Raw genomic sequence first — 16,659 nt, forward strand, 5'->3', positions numbered from 1 at the left:
TAATGCGTCTGGAAAATTGCCCAGACTTATTACGCCCTAGGAATTCATTACGACTTATGAGTTATGTTTAATATCCTCAGAGCCAAAGCAAGCAAATTTAACTTTACCCTGACCCCAGTTATTTGTGAATAAAAAAGTGAGTGCAGCGCTCTGGCTGCTTGAACACGGCGCTGACCCCTATTTACGTAATCAGCGTGGCGAATCCGCTTGCTCATTGGCGCTTGAATTAAATCAGCACCGTTTATACGATTTACTGAGTGGATGGGCCGATCGTCATGCAGGTAAATGACCACCCAAAACAGATTGATTTAGCCCCCCATCGGCCCTCCCCAAGGCCGTAAGTCGTATGGTTTTTGTAGGATGCCAATAAGCTCTGGGTGCAACATTTACGTCGCCCAGCGAGAGCGCATTACACCGCCGTTGCTTTATACGGTGTAATGCGTCTGGAAAATTGCCCAGACTTATTACGCCCTAGGAATTCATTACGACTTATGAGTTATGTTTAATATCCTCAGAGCCAAAGCAAGCAAATTTAACTTTACCCTGACCCCAGTTATTTTATTTCAGTTATTTAATCAGTTATTTAATCAGTTATTTAATTGGTTAAGTGTGTATGGTTCGCGAGAAAATGATTTGTATAGAGGTTTTCTAACGATTAAGCTAAGGGGCGGTTAGCTGAGGGTAAATCTTTTACCGTAGTGCTCTGAATCATTAAAAACTTGCGCCAGCCATATGCATGAATTGTAATATTCTACAGCTTCCCTCATATTTGAAATTGGAGGTGAGATTTCATGTGTTAACTCATTTCTGCGTGCAATTATGGCTTCAAGTTCAGATAGCACTACAGGTTCTATTTTCCCAATACTTTTGAGCGACTGTTTTTTATTAATTGGTGCAGAAATTGAAACAAGGAAGTCTTTCAAAATCTCAAACTGCTCAATTGTTACAAGTTTTGAAATGTATCTATCGGCTCTAGAGCCATTATTTTCCGGCAAAATTAATTGAATTATACCATCATTTGAAGTGGGTGCACGACTAGCGCTACCAGTGTGGGATATATTTACAGCCGCTTGAGACTCAATGCTAATCATTATTACGTAAGGATGTGCCTTTGGTATTTCTGGTGCGCCTACATAGGGTGCCAAGTAGGGGCCTTCTGACCATGCTGGATTATTCAATCCTGAGCAATTCGGATCAACAAGTTTTTCCGCAGACCTAGCTAGGTCAAAAATCATTGTTGCTTGGCATATACTTTGTGCGGAGAGCTCTTTGTATTTTTCAAAGTTGTTCATGTGAGCAGCATCAGCTAACATTTGACATAAGGGGCGCTCTTTAGCGACTTGTTATGCTTCATTATTTTCTACCTGTTACTTTAAGAAAATCTATGATGCTGTACATTAAAGTTACTTTTTCTTTAATGGTTTCAAATCTCGGATCTGTTGTTTTAATATCAACTTGATTAGCAATAGTTTCAGCTAATACTGATTCGTCATTGATTAGCAGACCGTTGTCTATGATATATGCATTGACGAATTCATAAAACCGATTCATATCAAGATCGTGATTTGTATGCCATGTATTAAAACCAAGCCATTGCTTAAGGGTTTTATTACTGTTGTCAGATGTATTCACGGATTTTCCTTTGAAGCATGATGTTCAGATTAGGGGGATAAGGGGTAGGTCTATTAATCCAACAATATAGGAAGCTATTTGTTGAGTTACAAGACTTGCCTTGCCTGAGGTACTTTTTACAGCGGATGACTGATGAATCAATCCCAGGAAATATCGCAATTACCCCCCTGAATCCAGACTGGTTAACTCTCTTGTTTATATCTAATTATTTTCACTCTATTTCAGATTCCCCTCCCTCGCGCTATGCTGTAATAAATCTTACAAAGGAAGTGCGATATGTTGAATCTGCCTCGGCACCAAATGATGATGACGGTGTTGATGACGCCGGATATGGCTAATTTTTCTGGCAAGGTGCACGGTGGGGCTTTGCTTAAAGAGCTGGATCAGGTGGCTTATGCCTGTGCCAGCCGCTATGCAGGGGCTTATGCGGTGACGCTTTCGGTGGATCAGGTGATTTTTAAGCAGCCGGTGTTTGTGGGGGAGTTGGTGCATTTTCTGGCTAGCATTAATTACACTGGGCGTACTTCAATGGAAGTGGGTATTCGGGTGGTGGCAGAGAACATCCGCACTCAGACCGAGCGTCATACTAATAGCTGTTATTTCACGATGGTGGCGATGGGGGATGATGGTAAATCTGTGGTGGTGCCGCCGCTTGCCCCTGCCGATGATGATGCAGAAGCGCGTTGGGTGGCCGCTGAGGCTAGGCGGGATATTCGGCTGATGCTGGCAGAGAAAATGGTATTTAAGAAATAGCTGCGGCATAAAAAAACGCCACTTCCAAAGAAGTGGCGTTTTTCTTGAGGCTTAAACAGCTGGCATTACATGCCCATGCCGCCCATTCCACCCATGCCGCCCATATCTGGCATGCCTGAGCCTTCTTCTTTTGGCAGCTCAGCAATCATGCAGTCTGTAGTCAGCATCAGGCCAGCAATAGACGCTGCGTGTTGCAGAGCCGAGCGCGTTACTTTAGCTGGATCAAGAACACCCATTTCTACCATGTCGCCGTAAACGCCAGTACCGGCGTTGTAACCGAAGTTACCTTTGCCTTCCAGTACTTTAGAAACCACAACGCTAGGCTCGTCGCCTGCGTTTTGTACGATCTGACGCAATGGTGCTTCGATGGCTTTCAGTACGATCTTGATACCTGCATCTTGATCAACGTTAGCGCCTTTCAGATCAACGATAGAAGAGCGTGCGCGTAGCAGGGCTACACCACCACCGGCCACAATGCCTTCTTCCACAGCTGCGCGTGTTGCGTGCAGTGCGTCTTCAACGCGGGCTTTCTTTTCTTTCATTTCTACTTCAGTGGCTGCGCCAACTTTGATGACTGCAACGCCGCCAGCCAATTTAGCTACGCGTTCTTGCAGTTTTTCACGGTCGTAATCGCTGCTTGCATCTTCGATTTGCTTACGGATCAGGCCAACGCGTGTTTTGATGGCTTCTTCATTACCCGCGCCATCGATGATGATGGTGTTTTCTTTAGATACTTCGATACGCTTAGCCGAGCCCAGTTCAGCCAGAGTGGCTTTTTCTAGAGTCAGGCCTACTTCTTCAGCGATCACAGTACCGCCAGTCAGGGTAGCAATGTCTTCCAACATGGCTTTACGACGATCGCCAAAGCCTGGAGCCTTAACCGCTACAGTCTTCAGAATACCGCGGATGTTGTTTACCACCAGAGTAGCCAGCGCTTCGCCGTCTACATCTTCAGCAATAATCAACAGTGGGCGGCCAGCCTTAGCCACTTGTTCTAGTACCGGCAGCAGGTCACGGATGTTGCTGATTTTCTTGTCGAAAAGCAGCACAAACGGATTGTCCAGCAGGGCAATTTGTTTTTCTGGGTTGTTGATAAAGTACGGTGAGAGGTAGCCGCGATCAAACTGCATCCCTTCAACTACATCCAACTCATCTTCAAGGCCAGTACCGTCTTCAACGGTAATCACGCCTTCTTTACCTACTTTTTCCATCGCAGCAGCGATTTTTTCGCCGATGATTTCGTCGCTGTTAGCAGAGATAGAGCCAACTTGAGCGATTTCTTTAGTGGTAGAGCAAGGCTTAGCAATGTTTTTCAGCTCAGCTACCAAGGCAATCACAGCCTTGTCGATACCGCGCTTCAAGTCCATTGGGTTCATACCGGCAGCAACGTATTTCATGCCTTCTTGTACGATGGCTTGTGCCAGTACAGTAGCGGTGGTGGTACCGTCACCGGCGATGTCAGAAGTCTTAGATGCAACTTCCTTCACCATTTGCGCGCCCATGTTTTCGAAGCGGTCTTTTAATTCGATTTCTTTGGCGACAGATACACCGTCTTTGGTGATGGTAGGCGCGCCATAGCTGCGTTCTAGCACCACGTTACGGCCCTTAGGGCCCAGCGTTACTTTAACTGCATCGGCCAGGATGTTTACACCGGCTACCATGCGAGCGCGTGCTGAATCGCCAAATTTAACTTCTTTTGCTGCCATGTTGTTATAACTCCATTATGTGTGTAGGGCGGGTGTAACCCGCGCATAGCAATGACGAGAGAAGGCTTAGCCTTCGATCACGCCCATGATGTCTTCTTCACGCATTACTAGCAGTTCGTCGCCATCTACTTTCACGGTTTGGCCGCTGTACTTACCAAAAATAACCTTGTCGCCAGCTTTAACAGCCATTGGGCGTACTGAGCCGTTTTCTAAAATCTTACCGTTACCGACGGCAACTACTTCGCCCATATCCGGCTTTTCAGCAGCGTTACCTGGCAACACGATGCCAGATGCAGTTTTTTCTTCAGCTTCAACGCGTTTGATTACTACACGGTCATGCAAAGGACGAATTTTCATAGTGTTCACTCTCCAGATAAAAAGTGGCATTCATTAACTACAGAACGCTGTTAGCACTCAAGGCTAACGAGTGCTAAATAGTGTGGGCGCAACAAGGGCTTTTCAAGTGGGGAATGGGGATATTTTTAAAGTAAATTGGCGGGTGTGTACCTTTATTGCATTCAAGGTAGCGCAGTTTGCACGGTAAATCGCCACCGTTTAGCCTTGGGCTACAGTGCTAAATCATATAGGGGCAGGCGCTAAGCGCACGGCAATGCGGCTTCAAGGTAAGATGTTAAAGATGCCTTGATGAGCAGGATAGCTCAGCAAAAATCATTGCAAATTTTAAATGCATCAACAGACACTCGCTGCATATGTAGGCCAATATCCTGTAGGGGCGCTGCTTGCTGCGCCCTGTTCAGCGAGGGCGCAGCAAGCAGCGCCCCTACGTAAATCAAATCGTTCGTGGGGAGACCGCCCCAAAATCAACGTGCCGAAGGCACTTAAAAATTGATCGATGCGTAACATCAGTTACCCATCGCAAGTGTTGCAACATTGTAGAGGGAGCAGGCCGCGTTTTTTCCTACATTGCTCACGGGCTTTACCCGTTCCACGAATGGTATCTTGCTGTATTGGGCACTTATTAATTAAACGGAGACATGTAATGAGCGACGCTACAACTATTTTGCAACAAGCCCACGTTAGGGCGGAATCATCCCATTTGGCATATCAAGGGGCGCTGACACCCGCCGAGGCTGCGGTTTTATTGGCGGCATTGCCAAACGTAAAGCTGGTGGATGTACGCACTCACGCAGAATGGCAGTTTGTAGGGTTTGTGCCTGAATCAGAAATGATTGAATGGAAAACCTACCCAAAAATGGAAACCAACCCTCACTTTTTGGCAAGCTTGCAGGCTGCGGTTGATCCAGATGCCGTGGTGATGTTTTTGTGCCGCACTGGTGCCAGATCTCATGACGCAGCGGCTTTGGCCAGCGCTAATGGCTATAGCCAAGCATTTAATATCTTGGAAGGCTTTGAGGGCGATAAAAACACCGCAGGCCAACGTGGCCAAGTTAATGGCTGGAAAGCGGCCGGTTTGCCTTGGACTCAAGGATAAATCTAGTCTTGATTAGTGGGATAGTTCAGCAAAAATCATTTCAAACAATTAAAGGCAAGAAAATCGTTATCCCCGAGTGTTGTTATCGGAGATCCATAGGTTTTAAGTGCTGCAGAGCTGGATTCCCGCCTTCGCGGGAATGACGATTCAATCCGTTGGGCAGCAAGAATGGCCTAACCCACCTTACGATCACCTTGTTCTTCTATAGGCATTATTTCTACCCTTCAAACAATACCAAACACCGCTCTGCATTCTGTGGGTGGGGGATGACGGTGGAGGTGATGCCATAGGTGGTGGCGAGTAGCTCGGGGGTGAGCACTTGCTGCGGTGTGCCGTAAGCCACTTGGCTGCCGTTTTTTAGCAGCAGCAGGTGGCTGCACCAGCGAGCGGCAAGGTTTACATCGTGTAATACCACCGCTACTGCAATATTTTCTTCATGGGCAATGCGGCTCACCACGGCGAGTAAATCGTGCTGGTGGCGCGGGTCTAGGCTGGCGGTAGGCTCGTCCAGCAGCAGATAGCGCGGCTGATCTGGGTTGGCAAGGATTTGTAGCAAGACACGGGCAAATTGCACGCGCTGCTGCTCGCCACCCGATAGCTGTGGGTAGCGGCGCTTGGCCAAATGGCTGATATCCGCTAGCTGCAAAACGCGCTGGCTTAGCTTGGCGACTTGCTGTGGTGATAATTCGGCAAAGGGATAAGCCCCCATTGCGATCACTTCTGTTACGCCCAAGTCAAAGGTCAGATTAGGATTTTGCGGCAGCATGGCACGCTGGCGGGCCAGTCTAGTTGCAGGCATCGTTAAGATGCTTTCACCCTGTAAGCTGATCTCGCCCTGATAAGGAGTGATTTCTCCTGCCAGTAGGGACAATAGCGTGGATTTACCCGCGCCATTTGCGCCCAGAATAGCGGTGATTTTACCACGGCGTAATTCTAAAGAAATAGCATCCAGCGTAAGCTGGCTGCCGCGTTTAAAACACAGATTGTGGATATTTAATAAGCTGGGCATGGTTATTTTCGCACCATCAAAAGCCATAAAAAGAAAGGCCCACCGATTAGGCTGGTCACAATGCCGATGGGTAGCTCGGCGGGCTGGGCCACGAGCCGAGCAAGGCAATCGGCGGCGACCAGCGCGATGGCACCACCCAGCATGGCGGCTGGGAGTAAGCGGCGGTGGTCGGCTCCGGTCATCATTCTGACCAGATGCGGCACAACCAGGCCAACAAAGCCGATGCCTCCTGTGGCGGCAACCAGCGGGCCAATTAATAAGGCCGTAAGCAGCACCAATTTGCGGCGCACCGCTTTGATGGGAAAGCCTAAATGCTGTGCTTCACGCTCACCCAGCAAAAGGGCGTTCATGGCTCGCCAGTGGCGCAGCACCAGCGCAGCAATAATCAGCATCAGCGGGCTGAGTGTGGCTAGCAGCGGCCAGCTGGCACCGGCTAAGCTGCCCATATTCCAAAAGGTTAAGCTTTTTAATTGCACATCATTGGCCATATAAGTCATCAGCCCAATCAGGCTGCCGCAAATGGCGTTGATGGCGATGCCTGCCAGCAAGAGGCCTGCCATGCCGGGATAGCGTTTGCCCAGATGATAGGCCAGCGCGGTGGCGATTAAGCTACCAACAAAGGCCGCAGGGGCGAGCACCATAAAGCTGCCGCCACCAAATAAAATAGCGCAAACCGCACCTAAAGAAGCGCCTGATGAAACGCCAAGTAAGCCGGGTTCGGCCAGTGGATTACGAAACAATGCCTGCATGGCCGCACCGGTTAACGCCAACACCGCCCCTGCCAGCGCGGCAAACAGCACGCGGGGCAGACGCAGATCTAGCAATACGCTGTGCCAGAGCTGTAGCTCGGTGCCGGTTTCAAAAGTCTGGGCGCTAAATAAAAGCTGTGGCAATACTTTAAGCGGAATCGCCACCGCGCCGCTGCTGGCTGAAATCATCATCAAGAGCAGCAGCAAGCCTGCCAGCACCCACAACAGCCTGTTGGATATCTGCGGCACGCTGCTTGGTGGATGAGTGATTGCGGTCATAAAAAATCCAAAAGTGTGTGGCGGGGACGAGCCCAGATGGGCTAAAAAATATTGAGTCAGTGCAAAGTCTTGAACCCTCAGTCCCATAGAGAGCAGAGCGTTTTACAGAGAAAATGGGCGCTTTAGTCTGTGGTTTATGTTGCGGTCAAAAGCGGTCGCAGGCTAGGCGATTACCGTTTGGCGAATGCTTGGCTGAGCGACGAAAAGCTGTCGCACACCAAGCGATTACGCCCTACGCTGCGTTAAAACATCGTAGGGCGGGTGCAACCCGCGTTTTTTTGCATCGCTCGCGGGTTTCACCCGCCCTACAAGTTTTGCTTAAGTTGATAAGATTGGCATTGAAGCCCCGTGCCACGGGCAGCGATAAAACTCAGGAGCTTGGGTTTGAAAGTGACTATATCAAACTCAAAAAAAAACTAAATTTAGCTCCTGTTTTTCTCCGTGAAACGCCGTGTTCCCTGTGGTGCAATGTGTTGGTTGTGCTGGGCTTACTTACTTACTTACTTACTTCGCCGCCTGCTTTAACTGCTGCAAAGCTTCTGGCAGGCGGATGCCAAAGCCCAGTAGCAGTAAGTCATCCATCACGATGATTTTCTTGTTTTTAGCTGCGGGAGTCTGCGCAAGGCCAGGCATGGCGAGGACTTTTTCCATGCCACCAAGGTTTTGAATCGACATGCTCGATAGCACAATTACATCGGGCTGCAGCGCCACAATGCTTTCCATCGCTAGCGGTTTGTAGCCCTGCTGTTTGGCGAGCACATTGTTTAATCCTGCTAGTTTTAGAATAGCATCGGCGGTGGTTTCACTGCCGGCGCCTTCTGGGCTGCCGCTGCGGCTAATCAAAAGCAGGGTGCGGGTGTTGCTGGCTGGGGCCTGCACCACCTCGCGTTTAAGCCGAGCATTAATGGCTTTGCCTTTTTCCACTTCTTGCACTGCACTGGCAATTCCTGTGATGCGTTGTTCCAGCGCGGCTAAATTAGGCGCGCTGGGTAACACGATGACAGGCACTCCGCTGCGTTGCAGTTTAGCCAGCGCTTCGGGTGGGCCAGCTTGATCAGAGGCCAGCACTAAGTCTGGCTTTTGCGCTAATACCCCTTCTACTGAAAAAGCACGGTAGTAGCCCACCTTGGGCAGCTTAGCTGCGGCCGGTGGGTAGCTGCTGGATTGATCAACGGCCACTAAGCGCTGTTCTTCGTTCAGGGCATAAACAATCTCGGTAAGCGATCCGCCTAAGGTGACAATTTTTTTAGGTGGAGCGGCCAGCGCAGGGCCGATCAGCGCCAGCAGCAGGGTGGAGGCAAGCCATTTTTTCATGAGATTAGCCTGCCAGTGGGGTGGTGCACAGATCGCACATCAGCTTGCGCCATTCTGGCAGCTCTGGCACGCCAGGCTTTCTTGCGCCAAAGAATTGCACAATCAGCTCGCCATTTGCGGTGTAAACCTCTAGCGATGTCACCCAGCCATCGCTGGTTGGCTTGTTGACTACCCAGCATTCGCTGATGGCGCTGGTATCCAGATGCAGATTAAACATCGGGTCAAGAATATTGAACCAAGGGCCGGTGCGCAGTAGTTTTTGTACTGGGCCAGAGTGGATTTGCACCATGCCACGGTTGCTAACAAAACACATTATGGCAACTTGCAGCTCTGCTGCGCCTTGCAGCATGGTTTCTACGGTATCAATGGCGACAACTTGCGCCAGATCTGCGCCTGCTGCTTTGAGCGCGCCAAGGCGAGTCACTTTATGTTGTTTCAGCATAGGGAAAAAGCTATGCGTATCGGTTAAAGATTGCCAGTGTGCGCGCAAAGCCGCTGGGTCTTCAGAGTGGCTTGGTGTGCTGTCGGCTGGATAGGCTTCAATCTGAATTGCAGGGATTTGCTCTGCGGCCAGCTTTGCTACGAAGGCGTGGTAAGCGGCCACATCGCTGTTGTCCGTGATATACACCTTATGGATGGCAATCCCTTCAGCATCAAAAAACTGCACGCTGAGTCGGCCATTTTCTGTCACGGCAAAAGCGTGTTTCCAGTTGGAAAAAAACATCCGCAAATCGATATCTTTACCCAACACCATGCCTACAGGCCCTTTGGTGTGGACTTCTTCGTAGCGGCCATGGCGCTCGTGGACACACCAGTCGTTACGGCTGAGCACCATTACTTCGCCAAGGCTGGCTAGCTCGTTGAAGATTTCTTGCGGTGTGCCGTTTAATGCTTTGGCTGCAACGCCACATTGCGCGGCAACCAGCTCGGCTTCAGATACTTGCAGGCGAGTGGCGCGCTCTCTTGCACGCAGCTTAGGCTCGGCGGCCATCAGGGCATCGTAATTGGCTTTCAGAACGGCAACCCGTTCTTGGGATGATTGTGCATGCATGGTGTTGTCCTTGTGGCACTGAGACAGGGCCGTTAACAAATGAATGGATGATCTTGCAGGGACTAAATCCCAAACCTTGAAACACGGAGTGAAGGAGAACGCAGCAGCCCACGGAGAAAGGCAATGACCCATAGTTTTCTCCGTGAAACTCCGTGTTCTCTGGGGCCGAAGTGGTTCAAGACTTGGGTTTTTTTTACCGCAGCTTGTTTAAAAACGCCATTCAGCCGACACCCGTACATTGCGGCCTGGCTGGGTGTAGCGGTCTAGCTGTGGGTTGTTGCTGGCTAAGGAGCGGACATCGCTGTCGATCCAGTATTTTTGATCGCCAATATTAAATACCCCACCGGATACTTTTAGGTCTTTGACTGGGCTCCACCACAGGGCTAAATCGACGGTGCCGTAGCCTGGGTTTTTAAAATATGAGGCTTGGGAGACGCGGGTTTTGGCGCTGGCGGCGGTGAGCAGGGCATTGCCGCCCCATTGCTCTTGGCTGTATTCAAGGCCAAATACGCCTTTGAGTGGTGCCACGCTATCGAGCGATTCATTGCTGCTTTCATTGCGCCCCACCGACCAAGCGATATTGCTGTAAGTGCGCCATGCGCTGCTGATTTGCCAGTGGCTGCGGGCTTCGGCACCGTAGATGCGTACTTGGCTTTGGTTTTGATTTTGGTAGGTAATATTTGTGCCTGGAACGCAGAGCGAGTTGCCTGGGCAGTTAATACTGACTAGCTCGATAAAGTCTTGGTAGCGATTATCAAAAGCAGTCAAGCTCCCACCTAAATGAGCCGTGCCTAAACGCGCGCCCAGCTCTACACCACGGCTGGTCTCTGGTTTTAAATCTGGATTAGCAATGGCGGCATAGCCCATTGGGGACACATAGCTGCTATTTAGCTCCATGGCATTGGGGGCGCGAAAGCCCTCGCTGTATTGGCCAAACAGGGTGATTTGCTCGGCGATTTTCCAGCTGGCGGCCAGCTTAGGCGATACCTTGGCATCATCTAGTGGCACGGCCTTACCACTTTGGCGGCTAAATTCAGCGTCTATTTCTGGGCCTAGTTTAAATGCGTCATAACGCAGCGAAGGGGTGAGCAGGAAGCGGCCTTGATCCCAACCTAATTCGTTTTGCGCGTAAATACCCCATTGTGTGGTTTGAGTTTTAGGTACGTCACGAACTGGGCTAATGGTGCCGGTACGTAGTGCGGCTAAATCGTTTTGTAGCCATTCTCCGCCGATGGTCCAGTGCTGGCTGATGGCGCCATCTATTTGTTTTTCTACTAAGCCAGACATGCCGATCATGTCTTGGTCGTAGATAGAAAGACGCTGCCAGCTGGCTACATTGCGGCGCTGTTGGGTGGTGGATTGCTCATTTTTTTGGGTCTGGTAATACAGCTTGGCTTGTGCTGCATCGATTAGCCCCTTGGCTGGTGCGGTGTAGCTGTAATCTAGAGACACTCGGCTGCGGGTCTGCACATCATTGGCCTTGCTATCGGTAATGCTTGGTGTCATCGGCGCGCCAATATCGGTGTAGAGCGTGGTATCTACTTCACTGCGATAGTTTTCTGTCGCCAGTGCTAGCTTGTGGCCATTTTCAAAGTAGTGCTCTACTTTTGCCAGCACGCTGCGCTTGTTGCTGTCTTGCGGATTAGGCGTGGTGCGGCGGAAATCTTGGCTATTTACCGTGCCCTTATTATCAAATTCATGCCCTTGGCGCTGGGCCGCTTGCAGCAGCCATAAGGTATCTGGGCTGAGCATTCCCGCCACGGCGGCATGAAGATTGATGCCTTGATCGGCAGAGTCATAATCAGATTTAACCACGCCCGCAAATGAGCCACGGCCACGCAGTAAATCCGCTGGGGAGGTGGTTCGCAGGCCAACTACACCACCCAAAGCATCCGAGCCGTAGAGGGTAGAAGATGGGCCACGGGCAATTTCAATGGCGCTAAGCTGGCTAAAATCGACCTGATCGCGGCCGCTATTTAAGTAAGCACCAAAGGCAAAAGCATCCGGCAGGCGTATGCCATCCACCATCATCAATACTCGGTTGCCTTCTAAGCCACGCACATTCACGCTGGATAAACCATAGCGCCCGTTACGGCTAATATTAATGCCTGGCTCGGTACTGGCTAAATCGCGGTAATTGCTGATAAAGCCTTGATCTAGCTCTGCGCGATCGGTGCTGCTTACCGATGGGGGCAGATCATCTAGGCTTTTAGCGGTACGGGTTGCGGTGACTACAACCGGAGCGAGGACTGTGGCAGGCGCTGAAGCGGTACCGGCTGCAAATGCGCTTTGAAATGTAGCGGCTAAAAGAGTAAGCGCAAGGGCGTGGGTGCTGCGTTGCATACTGATTCCTGATAAATACGGGGGCGGGCTGAGGCCAAGCTTTGTAGATAGGCTGCTTTGGCTGCAGAGCGTGCCTAAATAAAGCAGGGCTGATCTCAGCTGCGTATCATCGTATCAATAGTCATTCTCATTATCAATGTATTTTTATCCTTTGCTACCGCTATAAAAAATTCTTTCTTTGCTTGTAAAACAGATGCCAGATATTTAATGGTTTTTAAAAAGAGTTTAAATATTCTTTTTTTGAGTATTTATAAGGTCTTGATGGTTGTTGGCAATATTTTTATTACCATCATTAATGACAATGGCCTTGCTTGTTTCATCCATAAGTATTTTTTTAAATTTACAGCGTATGGTTTTTTTAATGAAAAAAAGGCTTATAAATAAATTATCAGTAGAGAAAAGCGTTTATGAATAGCAGTTGGCGCAATATATAAATGATAAATAAATAAAATATAGGCCTGATATAAATAGCGGTGGGCAGCGTGGCTTATTTACCCTCTTGGTATTTATTGCTTTAAAAAATTGATTTAAATCAGCTTATGGTGGCGTTGTTCTGGCGCTTGGCTATTAAGTTAACGATAATCATTATCGTTAACTTAAGCAGGCCAATACTTTGCAAACGATTGAATTGAAACCGGCTATTGCCGAGGCGTTTTCTCAGCGTCGGGCCTTAATGCCTTTTTGGGGGCAGCAGCCGCTTGCCGCTGAAGCTTGGCCGGCTGCGTGGCAAGACATAAATCAAACACCACTTAAAAATACTGCACTGGCATATATTCATATCCCCTTTTGCGCTAACCGCTGTGTGTTCTGCGGCTTTTATAAAAACGCTTGGAAAGAAGAGCACGGCAAGCCTTATGTTGATCGGCTAATTGCTGATTTGCAGCAGTCGGCGGCTAGCCGTGTGGCGGGTGGGGAGATATCGGCAGTGTATTTGGGCGGTGGCACGCCTACTGCTTTATCTGGGGCAGATTTAGCTCGCTTGCTGCGGGCAGTGCAGCAGTATTTACCGCTGAGTGAGGATTGTGAAATCACCGTTGAAGGGCGTATCTCTCACTTTGACCGCGCTAAGGCAGAGGCCTGCCTTGGCGCTGGGGCAAATCGGTTTTCGATCGGAGTGCAGACTTTTCATAGCCCGCTGCGCCGCCGCTTGGGCCGTCAGCATAGTGGCGAAGAAGCCGCTGCCTATCTGGCAGAGCTAGCTGCGGGCACGGATGCGGTGATCGTGGCTGATCTGATGTTTGGCCTACCAGGGCAGGACACGCAGCTTTGGGCCCATGATTTAGACACAGCTTTAAGCTTAGGGCTGGATGGCATTGATGTGTATGCATTCAATCTTTTCCCTGGCCTGCCCATACAGCGCATGTTGGAAAAAGGCGTATTCCCGCCGATGAGCGCTTTGCCAGAGCAGCTTGGGTTTTATCAAATGGCATTGTCCCGTTTTGCAGCAGCGGGCTGGCAGCAGCTTTCTAATAGTCACTTTGGTTCTGCCTTGGGGCGTGAACGTAATCGCTACAATTTGGCGATTAAATCAGGGCAAAGCTGCCTCGCTTTTGGCTCCGGAGCAGGCGGTAGCCATGCAGGCTATGCCTACAGTATTGAGCCTGATTTAGAACGCTATTTAAGCGCCCCACCTGCTGCGGTATCGCGGATTGCTCAGGCAGACCCCACCCAGCATTGGGTGGCCGCTTTGCAGGGCAGCATCGAAGTGGGGCAGATCAACGCCACTTTATTGCCCGCCGCCTGCATGCCTTTGCTGCATACATGGCAGCAGCAGGGCCTGATTAGCCCGCTGAATGCCGATCTTTGGAAGATAGACGTACTTGCGCGTTTTTGGGGGCCAAGCATGGCGCGTGCGCTGGTAGATTTAACACAAAGGAAAGCAGCATGAATAACACTCAGCAATTGCGTGAACGACTCAGCAAAAATCCGGGAGTAGTACTGGAAGGCTTGGCGCTTAGCAGCGCACTGCCGATGAGCGCGGTAATCGAATCCTTGCCTGTAGAAATGTGGCAGCGCATTGCTGGCTCGCAGATGGCGCAGTTGCTGCTAGAAATGGCAGGCTGGGGCGATGTGACGGTGATTATGCATAGCGCGGATGTGATTATGGAGTTTACCGGCCCGATTCCGCTTGGCGAATTAAGCCACGGCTTTTTTAACTTACCAGGGCCAAGTGGCCTGCATGGACATTTAAGAGTGGATCATTGCGGGGCTATTTATGCCATAGAACGCCTGTTTATGGGCCGCGCCACGGCCTCGGTTTTGTTTACCAATCATGATGGCGGAGTAATGTTTAAGGTGTTTTTAGGCAGGGATAGCAACGGTCATTTATCGGCCGAGCAGCTGCTGGCTTTAAAGCGTTTTTTTACTCAAAAATAAAAGGCTTGCTGCATTATTTATGGTGCAGCAATGCAAAAAGCGCGGTAATGTTTAAATGATGATGATTGTTATTTGCAATTAATATTGTTTGATATTGTTTAGATAAAGGAGCCAAAGCTTGGCCAATCCACATGATGTATTGATTTTTGGTGCCAGCCGAGGCCTAGGGCTTTGTCTTGCCAAGGCCAGCGTGCAGCGCGGTGAAAAGGTGGCCGCTATGGTGAGGGCAGAAAGCGATTGCCGTGCTTTAAGCGCGTTGGGCGTGACTTTAATCCAAGGCGATGCTTTTAGCCTAGCAGATTGCATATCGGCGCTAGAGCAGACGCAGCCTAGGCGGGTGATCAGTGTATTAGGTGGCAAAAATGCGGCAGGGCGGCGTATCGACGCACTAGGCAACTTAAACGTGATCCAAGCGCTAGAGGCCAGCATGCCTGCTACACGGCTGTTACTCAGCACTTCTCTAGGTTGTGGTGAGCAATGGGATGGCTTGGCAGAAGCCGCCAAGCTCATGCTGGGCGAGGCTATTTTGGCTAAAAATGAGGCCGAGCAATATTTAAAGCAAAGCGCTTTGGTATGGATGATTGCGCGACCAGCGGGGCTAAGCCATCAACAGGGCACGGGGCAATACCGTGTTTTAGCGCAGCGTGATGATGCCGGCAATTATCTGCCGCGTGCCGATGTGGCAGAGGCAATGCTGGCCATTTTGGATCAGGATGAGCGCCTGTATCAGGCGTGGACTATTTTGGGGCCAGCCCAAGTAGATGCCACGCAGCATGGTAATGAGCCAGAAACTAAATAACTTAGGTGAGTGATGTATAAAAAATTTTTGCTATGTAGTGTGCTGGTTTTAGCTGGCTGCGCCACATCAAATGTGCCTTTTGCAGGTAAATCTTATGTGCTGATGGGCGAGGTACACGATAATGCGTTGGGGCATCAGGCTCGGTTTAAGGCTTTAGAGCAGGCCGTGCAACAAGGCTGGCGGCCCGCGATTGCCATGGAGCAATTTGATCGGGAACGCCAGGCCGAGCTAGATCAAGCCCGCAGCGAGCAGCCAAATAATCCTGATTATTTAATTCAAAAAGTAGGCGGCAGCCGTTGGGATTGGTCATTGTATCGGCCAGTGATTGAGCTGGCGCTGCGCTACGATTTACCCATTGTGGCGGCTAATTTATCGCGTAAAGACGCATCGGTGGTGGTCAAACAGGGCGTAAGCGCCTTAGCGGATGCGCAAGAGTTAGGCCTGATGCAGCCTCTGCCGGCGGGCTTACTCGCTGCCCAGCGTGAGGAGGTGAGAGTAGGGCACTGCGGTAAGTTGCCAGAAAACCTACTTGACGGCATGGCCTTGGCACAAATCGCCCGAGATACGGCGATGGCTAAGGTGATGAAGCCTTATCAAACACGTGGAGTGGTGCTGCTTGCGGGCAACGGCCATGTTCGCCGTGATGTGGGAGTGCCACTTTGGTTGCCTAATACCTTATCTTTAGGTTTTGTAGAGGCAAGTCATAAAGATATATTTGATCAGGAAAACTTGATTGCGCCTGCTCAGCGGGCAGATCCTTGTGCAGGTTTATAAGCTATAATTTTTAGATTGTTATCTATTTTTTAAAAATAGAATATAAGCGCCAAGCCTTTTCTTTTTAGAAAAAAAGCTTGGCGCTTTTTTAATTCTATCGCTGTCGTTTGTATCAATGATGAAGTGAGGCGTTGAGGGGCTGTTAGCTGAGGCTCAGCACCGTTTTTTTTTATGAAATTCTATGCTTATTTTTATATAAAACCCTTAAATATCAGTCATCTACGGTGCTTTTTTTCTTGGTTTTTACTTCAGCTATGGCAAAAGTGGGCTTTTAGAAGCCCTCTTAGGGCAGCCCAAATCTAGCTTGAAAAATAAGAGGGGAATGTAAGTAGGAATGAAGATTTCGGCTTAACATTTAAGCGCTATTTGTATTTTTTCTACCGGCAATCTATAGCTAATATGCGGTTTATTTTATATAAAT

At 49.6% G+C, this 16,659-nt stretch carries 16 protein-coding genes; 7 read left to right on the top strand and 9 right to left on the bottom strand.

The features are described from left to right. Positions 1-124: 124 nt before the first annotated feature. A complete protein-coding gene (locus R6242_RS18385; protein ID WP_318429653.1) occupies positions 125-289 on the top strand; it encodes a hypothetical protein in 165 nt (54 codons plus the stop codon). A 382-nt stretch (positions 290-671) separates the two neighbouring features. Here the strand turns inward: R6242_RS18385 and R6242_RS18390 are convergent, their stop codons facing one another. Continuing rightward, a complete protein-coding gene (locus R6242_RS18390) occupies positions 672-1,292 on the bottom strand; it encodes a hypothetical protein (RefSeq protein WP_318429656.1) in 621 nt (206 codons plus the stop codon). Between the two features lie 61 nt (positions 1,293-1,353). Continuing rightward, the gene (locus tag R6242_RS18395; protein WP_318429658.1) at positions 1,354-1,632 is read right to left on the bottom strand and encodes a hypothetical protein; all 279 of its coding nucleotides are present in this window, start codon (positions 1,630-1,632) and stop codon (positions 1,354-1,356) included. A gap of 276 nt (positions 1,633-1,908) precedes the next feature. Here R6242_RS18395 and R6242_RS18400 point away from each other — a divergent pair, with 276 nt between their 5' ends. Further along, the gene (locus R6242_RS18400) at positions 1,909-2,385 is read left to right on the top strand and encodes an acyl-CoA thioesterase (RefSeq protein WP_318429660.1); all 477 of its coding nucleotides are present in this window, start codon (positions 1,909-1,911) and stop codon (positions 2,383-2,385) included. A gap of 65 nt (positions 2,386-2,450) precedes the next feature. Here R6242_RS18400 and groL read toward each other — a convergent pair whose 3' ends face one another. After that, positions 2,451-4,091, bottom strand: coding sequence for a chaperonin GroEL (gene groL, locus R6242_RS18405; protein WP_318429662.1), 1,641 nt, complete (start codon positions 4,089-4,091; stop codon positions 2,451-2,453). Between the two features lie 66 nt (positions 4,092-4,157). Next, positions 4,158-4,448, bottom strand: coding sequence for a co-chaperone GroES (gene groES / locus R6242_RS18410; RefSeq protein WP_046350280.1), 291 nt, complete (start codon positions 4,446-4,448; stop codon positions 4,158-4,160). A 643-nt stretch (positions 4,449-5,091) separates the two neighbouring features. On the opposite strand from groES, the gene R6242_RS18415 reads away from it, so the two are divergent. Further along, complete coding sequence (locus R6242_RS18415; RefSeq protein WP_318429665.1) at positions 5,092-5,544, top strand: rhodanese-like domain-containing protein; 453 nt, start codon at positions 5,092-5,094, stop codon at positions 5,542-5,544. A 217-nt stretch (positions 5,545-5,761) separates the two neighbouring features. Here R6242_RS18415 and R6242_RS18420 read toward each other — a convergent pair whose 3' ends face one another. The 5 genes from R6242_RS18420 to R6242_RS18440 form a co-directional block, all read right to left on the bottom strand. Beyond that, complete coding sequence (locus tag R6242_RS18420; protein ID WP_318429666.1) at positions 5,762-6,553, bottom strand: heme ABC transporter ATP-binding protein; 792 nt, start codon at positions 6,551-6,553, stop codon at positions 5,762-5,764. A gap of 2 nt (positions 6,554-6,555) precedes the next feature. Further along, entirely contained in the window at positions 6,556-7,581 is a 1,026-nt protein-coding gene (locus R6242_RS18425) for an iron ABC transporter permease (RefSeq protein WP_318429668.1), read from the bottom strand. A 504-nt stretch (positions 7,582-8,085) separates the two neighbouring features. After that, entirely contained in the window at positions 8,086-8,895 is an 810-nt protein-coding gene (locus R6242_RS18430) for a heme/hemin ABC transporter substrate-binding protein (protein ID WP_318429671.1), read from the bottom strand. A gap of 4 nt (positions 8,896-8,899) precedes the next feature. Next, positions 8,900-9,946 carry a hemin-degrading factor gene (locus tag R6242_RS18435; RefSeq protein WP_318429673.1) on the bottom strand — a complete coding sequence of 349 codons (1,047 nt, stop codon included), beginning with the start codon at positions 9,944-9,946 and terminating at the stop codon, positions 8,900-8,902. Between the two features lie 207 nt (positions 9,947-10,153). Further along, positions 10,154-12,289 carry a TonB-dependent hemoglobin/transferrin/lactoferrin family receptor gene (locus R6242_RS18440; RefSeq protein WP_318429674.1) on the bottom strand — a complete coding sequence of 712 codons (2,136 nt, stop codon included), beginning with the start codon at positions 12,287-12,289 and terminating at the stop codon, positions 10,154-10,156. A gap of 613 nt (positions 12,290-12,902) precedes the next feature. Here R6242_RS18440 and hutW point away from each other — a divergent pair. The 4 genes from hutW (at position 12,903) to R6242_RS18460 (ending at position 16,238) form a co-directional block, all read left to right on the top strand. Further along, positions 12,903-14,177, top strand: a complete 1,275-nt coding sequence (hutW, locus tag R6242_RS18445) for a heme anaerobic degradation radical SAM methyltransferase ChuW/HutW (RefSeq protein ID WP_318429676.1) — start codon at positions 12,903-12,905, stop codon at positions 14,175-14,177. Next, the gene (gene hutX / locus R6242_RS18450; protein ID WP_318429678.1) at positions 14,174-14,665 is read left to right on the top strand and encodes a heme utilization cystosolic carrier protein HutX; all 492 of its coding nucleotides are present in this window, start codon (positions 14,174-14,176) and stop codon (positions 14,663-14,665) included. The genes hutW and hutX overlap by 4 nt, the downstream gene beginning before the upstream one ends. A 118-nt stretch (positions 14,666-14,783) precedes the next feature. Then, positions 14,784-15,464: an NAD(P)-binding oxidoreductase gene (locus R6242_RS18455; RefSeq protein WP_318429681.1), complete on the top strand. Its 681-nt coding sequence runs from the start codon at positions 14,784-14,786 to the stop codon at positions 15,462-15,464. 12 nt (positions 15,465-15,476) lie between these two features. Beyond that, on the top strand, positions 15,477-16,238 hold the full coding sequence (locus R6242_RS18460; protein ID WP_318429684.1) for a ChaN family lipoprotein: 762 nt from the start codon (positions 15,477-15,479) through the stop codon (positions 16,236-16,238). Positions 16,239-16,659 lie beyond the last annotated feature (421 nt).

The organism is Iodobacter sp. CM08 (genome assembly GCF_033446605.1).
In the GTDB taxonomy this organism is placed as follows: Bacteria; Pseudomonadota; Gammaproteobacteria; order Burkholderiales; family Chitinibacteraceae; genus Iodobacter.

What these genes read in the sequence shown, in the direction of transcription:
- R6242_RS18390 (WP_318429656.1), bottom strand. Translation starts at nt 1,292, where the DNA reads ATGAACAACTTTGAAAAATACAAAGAGCTCTCCGCACAAAGTATATGC.
- R6242_RS18400 (WP_318429660.1), top strand. Translation starts at nt 1,909, where the DNA reads ATGTTGAATCTGCCTCGGCACCAAATGATGATGACGGTGTTGATGACG.
- groL (WP_318429662.1), bottom strand. Translation starts at nt 4,091, where the DNA reads ATGGCAGCAAAAGAAGTTAAATTTGGCGATTCAGCACGCGCTCGCATG.
- groES (WP_046350280.1), bottom strand. Translation starts at nt 4,448, where the DNA reads ATGAAAATTCGTCCTTTGCATGACCGTGTAGTAATCAAACGCGTTGAA.
- R6242_RS18415 (WP_318429665.1), top strand. Translation starts at nt 5,092, where the DNA reads ATGAGCGACGCTACAACTATTTTGCAACAAGCCCACGTTAGGGCGGAA.
- R6242_RS18420 (WP_318429666.1), bottom strand. Translation starts at nt 6,553, where the DNA reads ATGCCCAGCTTATTAAATATCCACAATCTGTGTTTTAAACGCGGCAGC.
- R6242_RS18425 (WP_318429668.1), bottom strand. Translation starts at nt 7,581, where the DNA reads ATGACCGCAATCACTCATCCACCAAGCAGCGTGCCGCAGATATCCAAC.
- R6242_RS18430 (WP_318429671.1), bottom strand. Translation starts at nt 8,895, where the DNA reads ATGAAAAAATGGCTTGCCTCCACCCTGCTGCTGGCGCTGATCGGCCCT.
- R6242_RS18435 (WP_318429673.1), bottom strand. Translation starts at nt 9,946, where the DNA reads ATGCATGCACAATCATCCCAAGAACGGGTTGCCGTTCTGAAAGCCAAT.
- R6242_RS18440 (WP_318429674.1), bottom strand. Translation starts at nt 12,289, where the DNA reads ATGCAACGCAGCACCCACGCCCTTGCGCTTACTCTTTTAGCCGCTACA.
- hutX (WP_318429678.1), top strand. Translation starts at nt 14,174, where the DNA reads ATGAATAACACTCAGCAATTGCGTGAACGACTCAGCAAAAATCCGGGA.
- R6242_RS18460 (WP_318429684.1), top strand. Translation starts at nt 15,477, where the DNA reads ATGTATAAAAAATTTTTGCTATGTAGTGTGCTGGTTTTAGCTGGCTGC.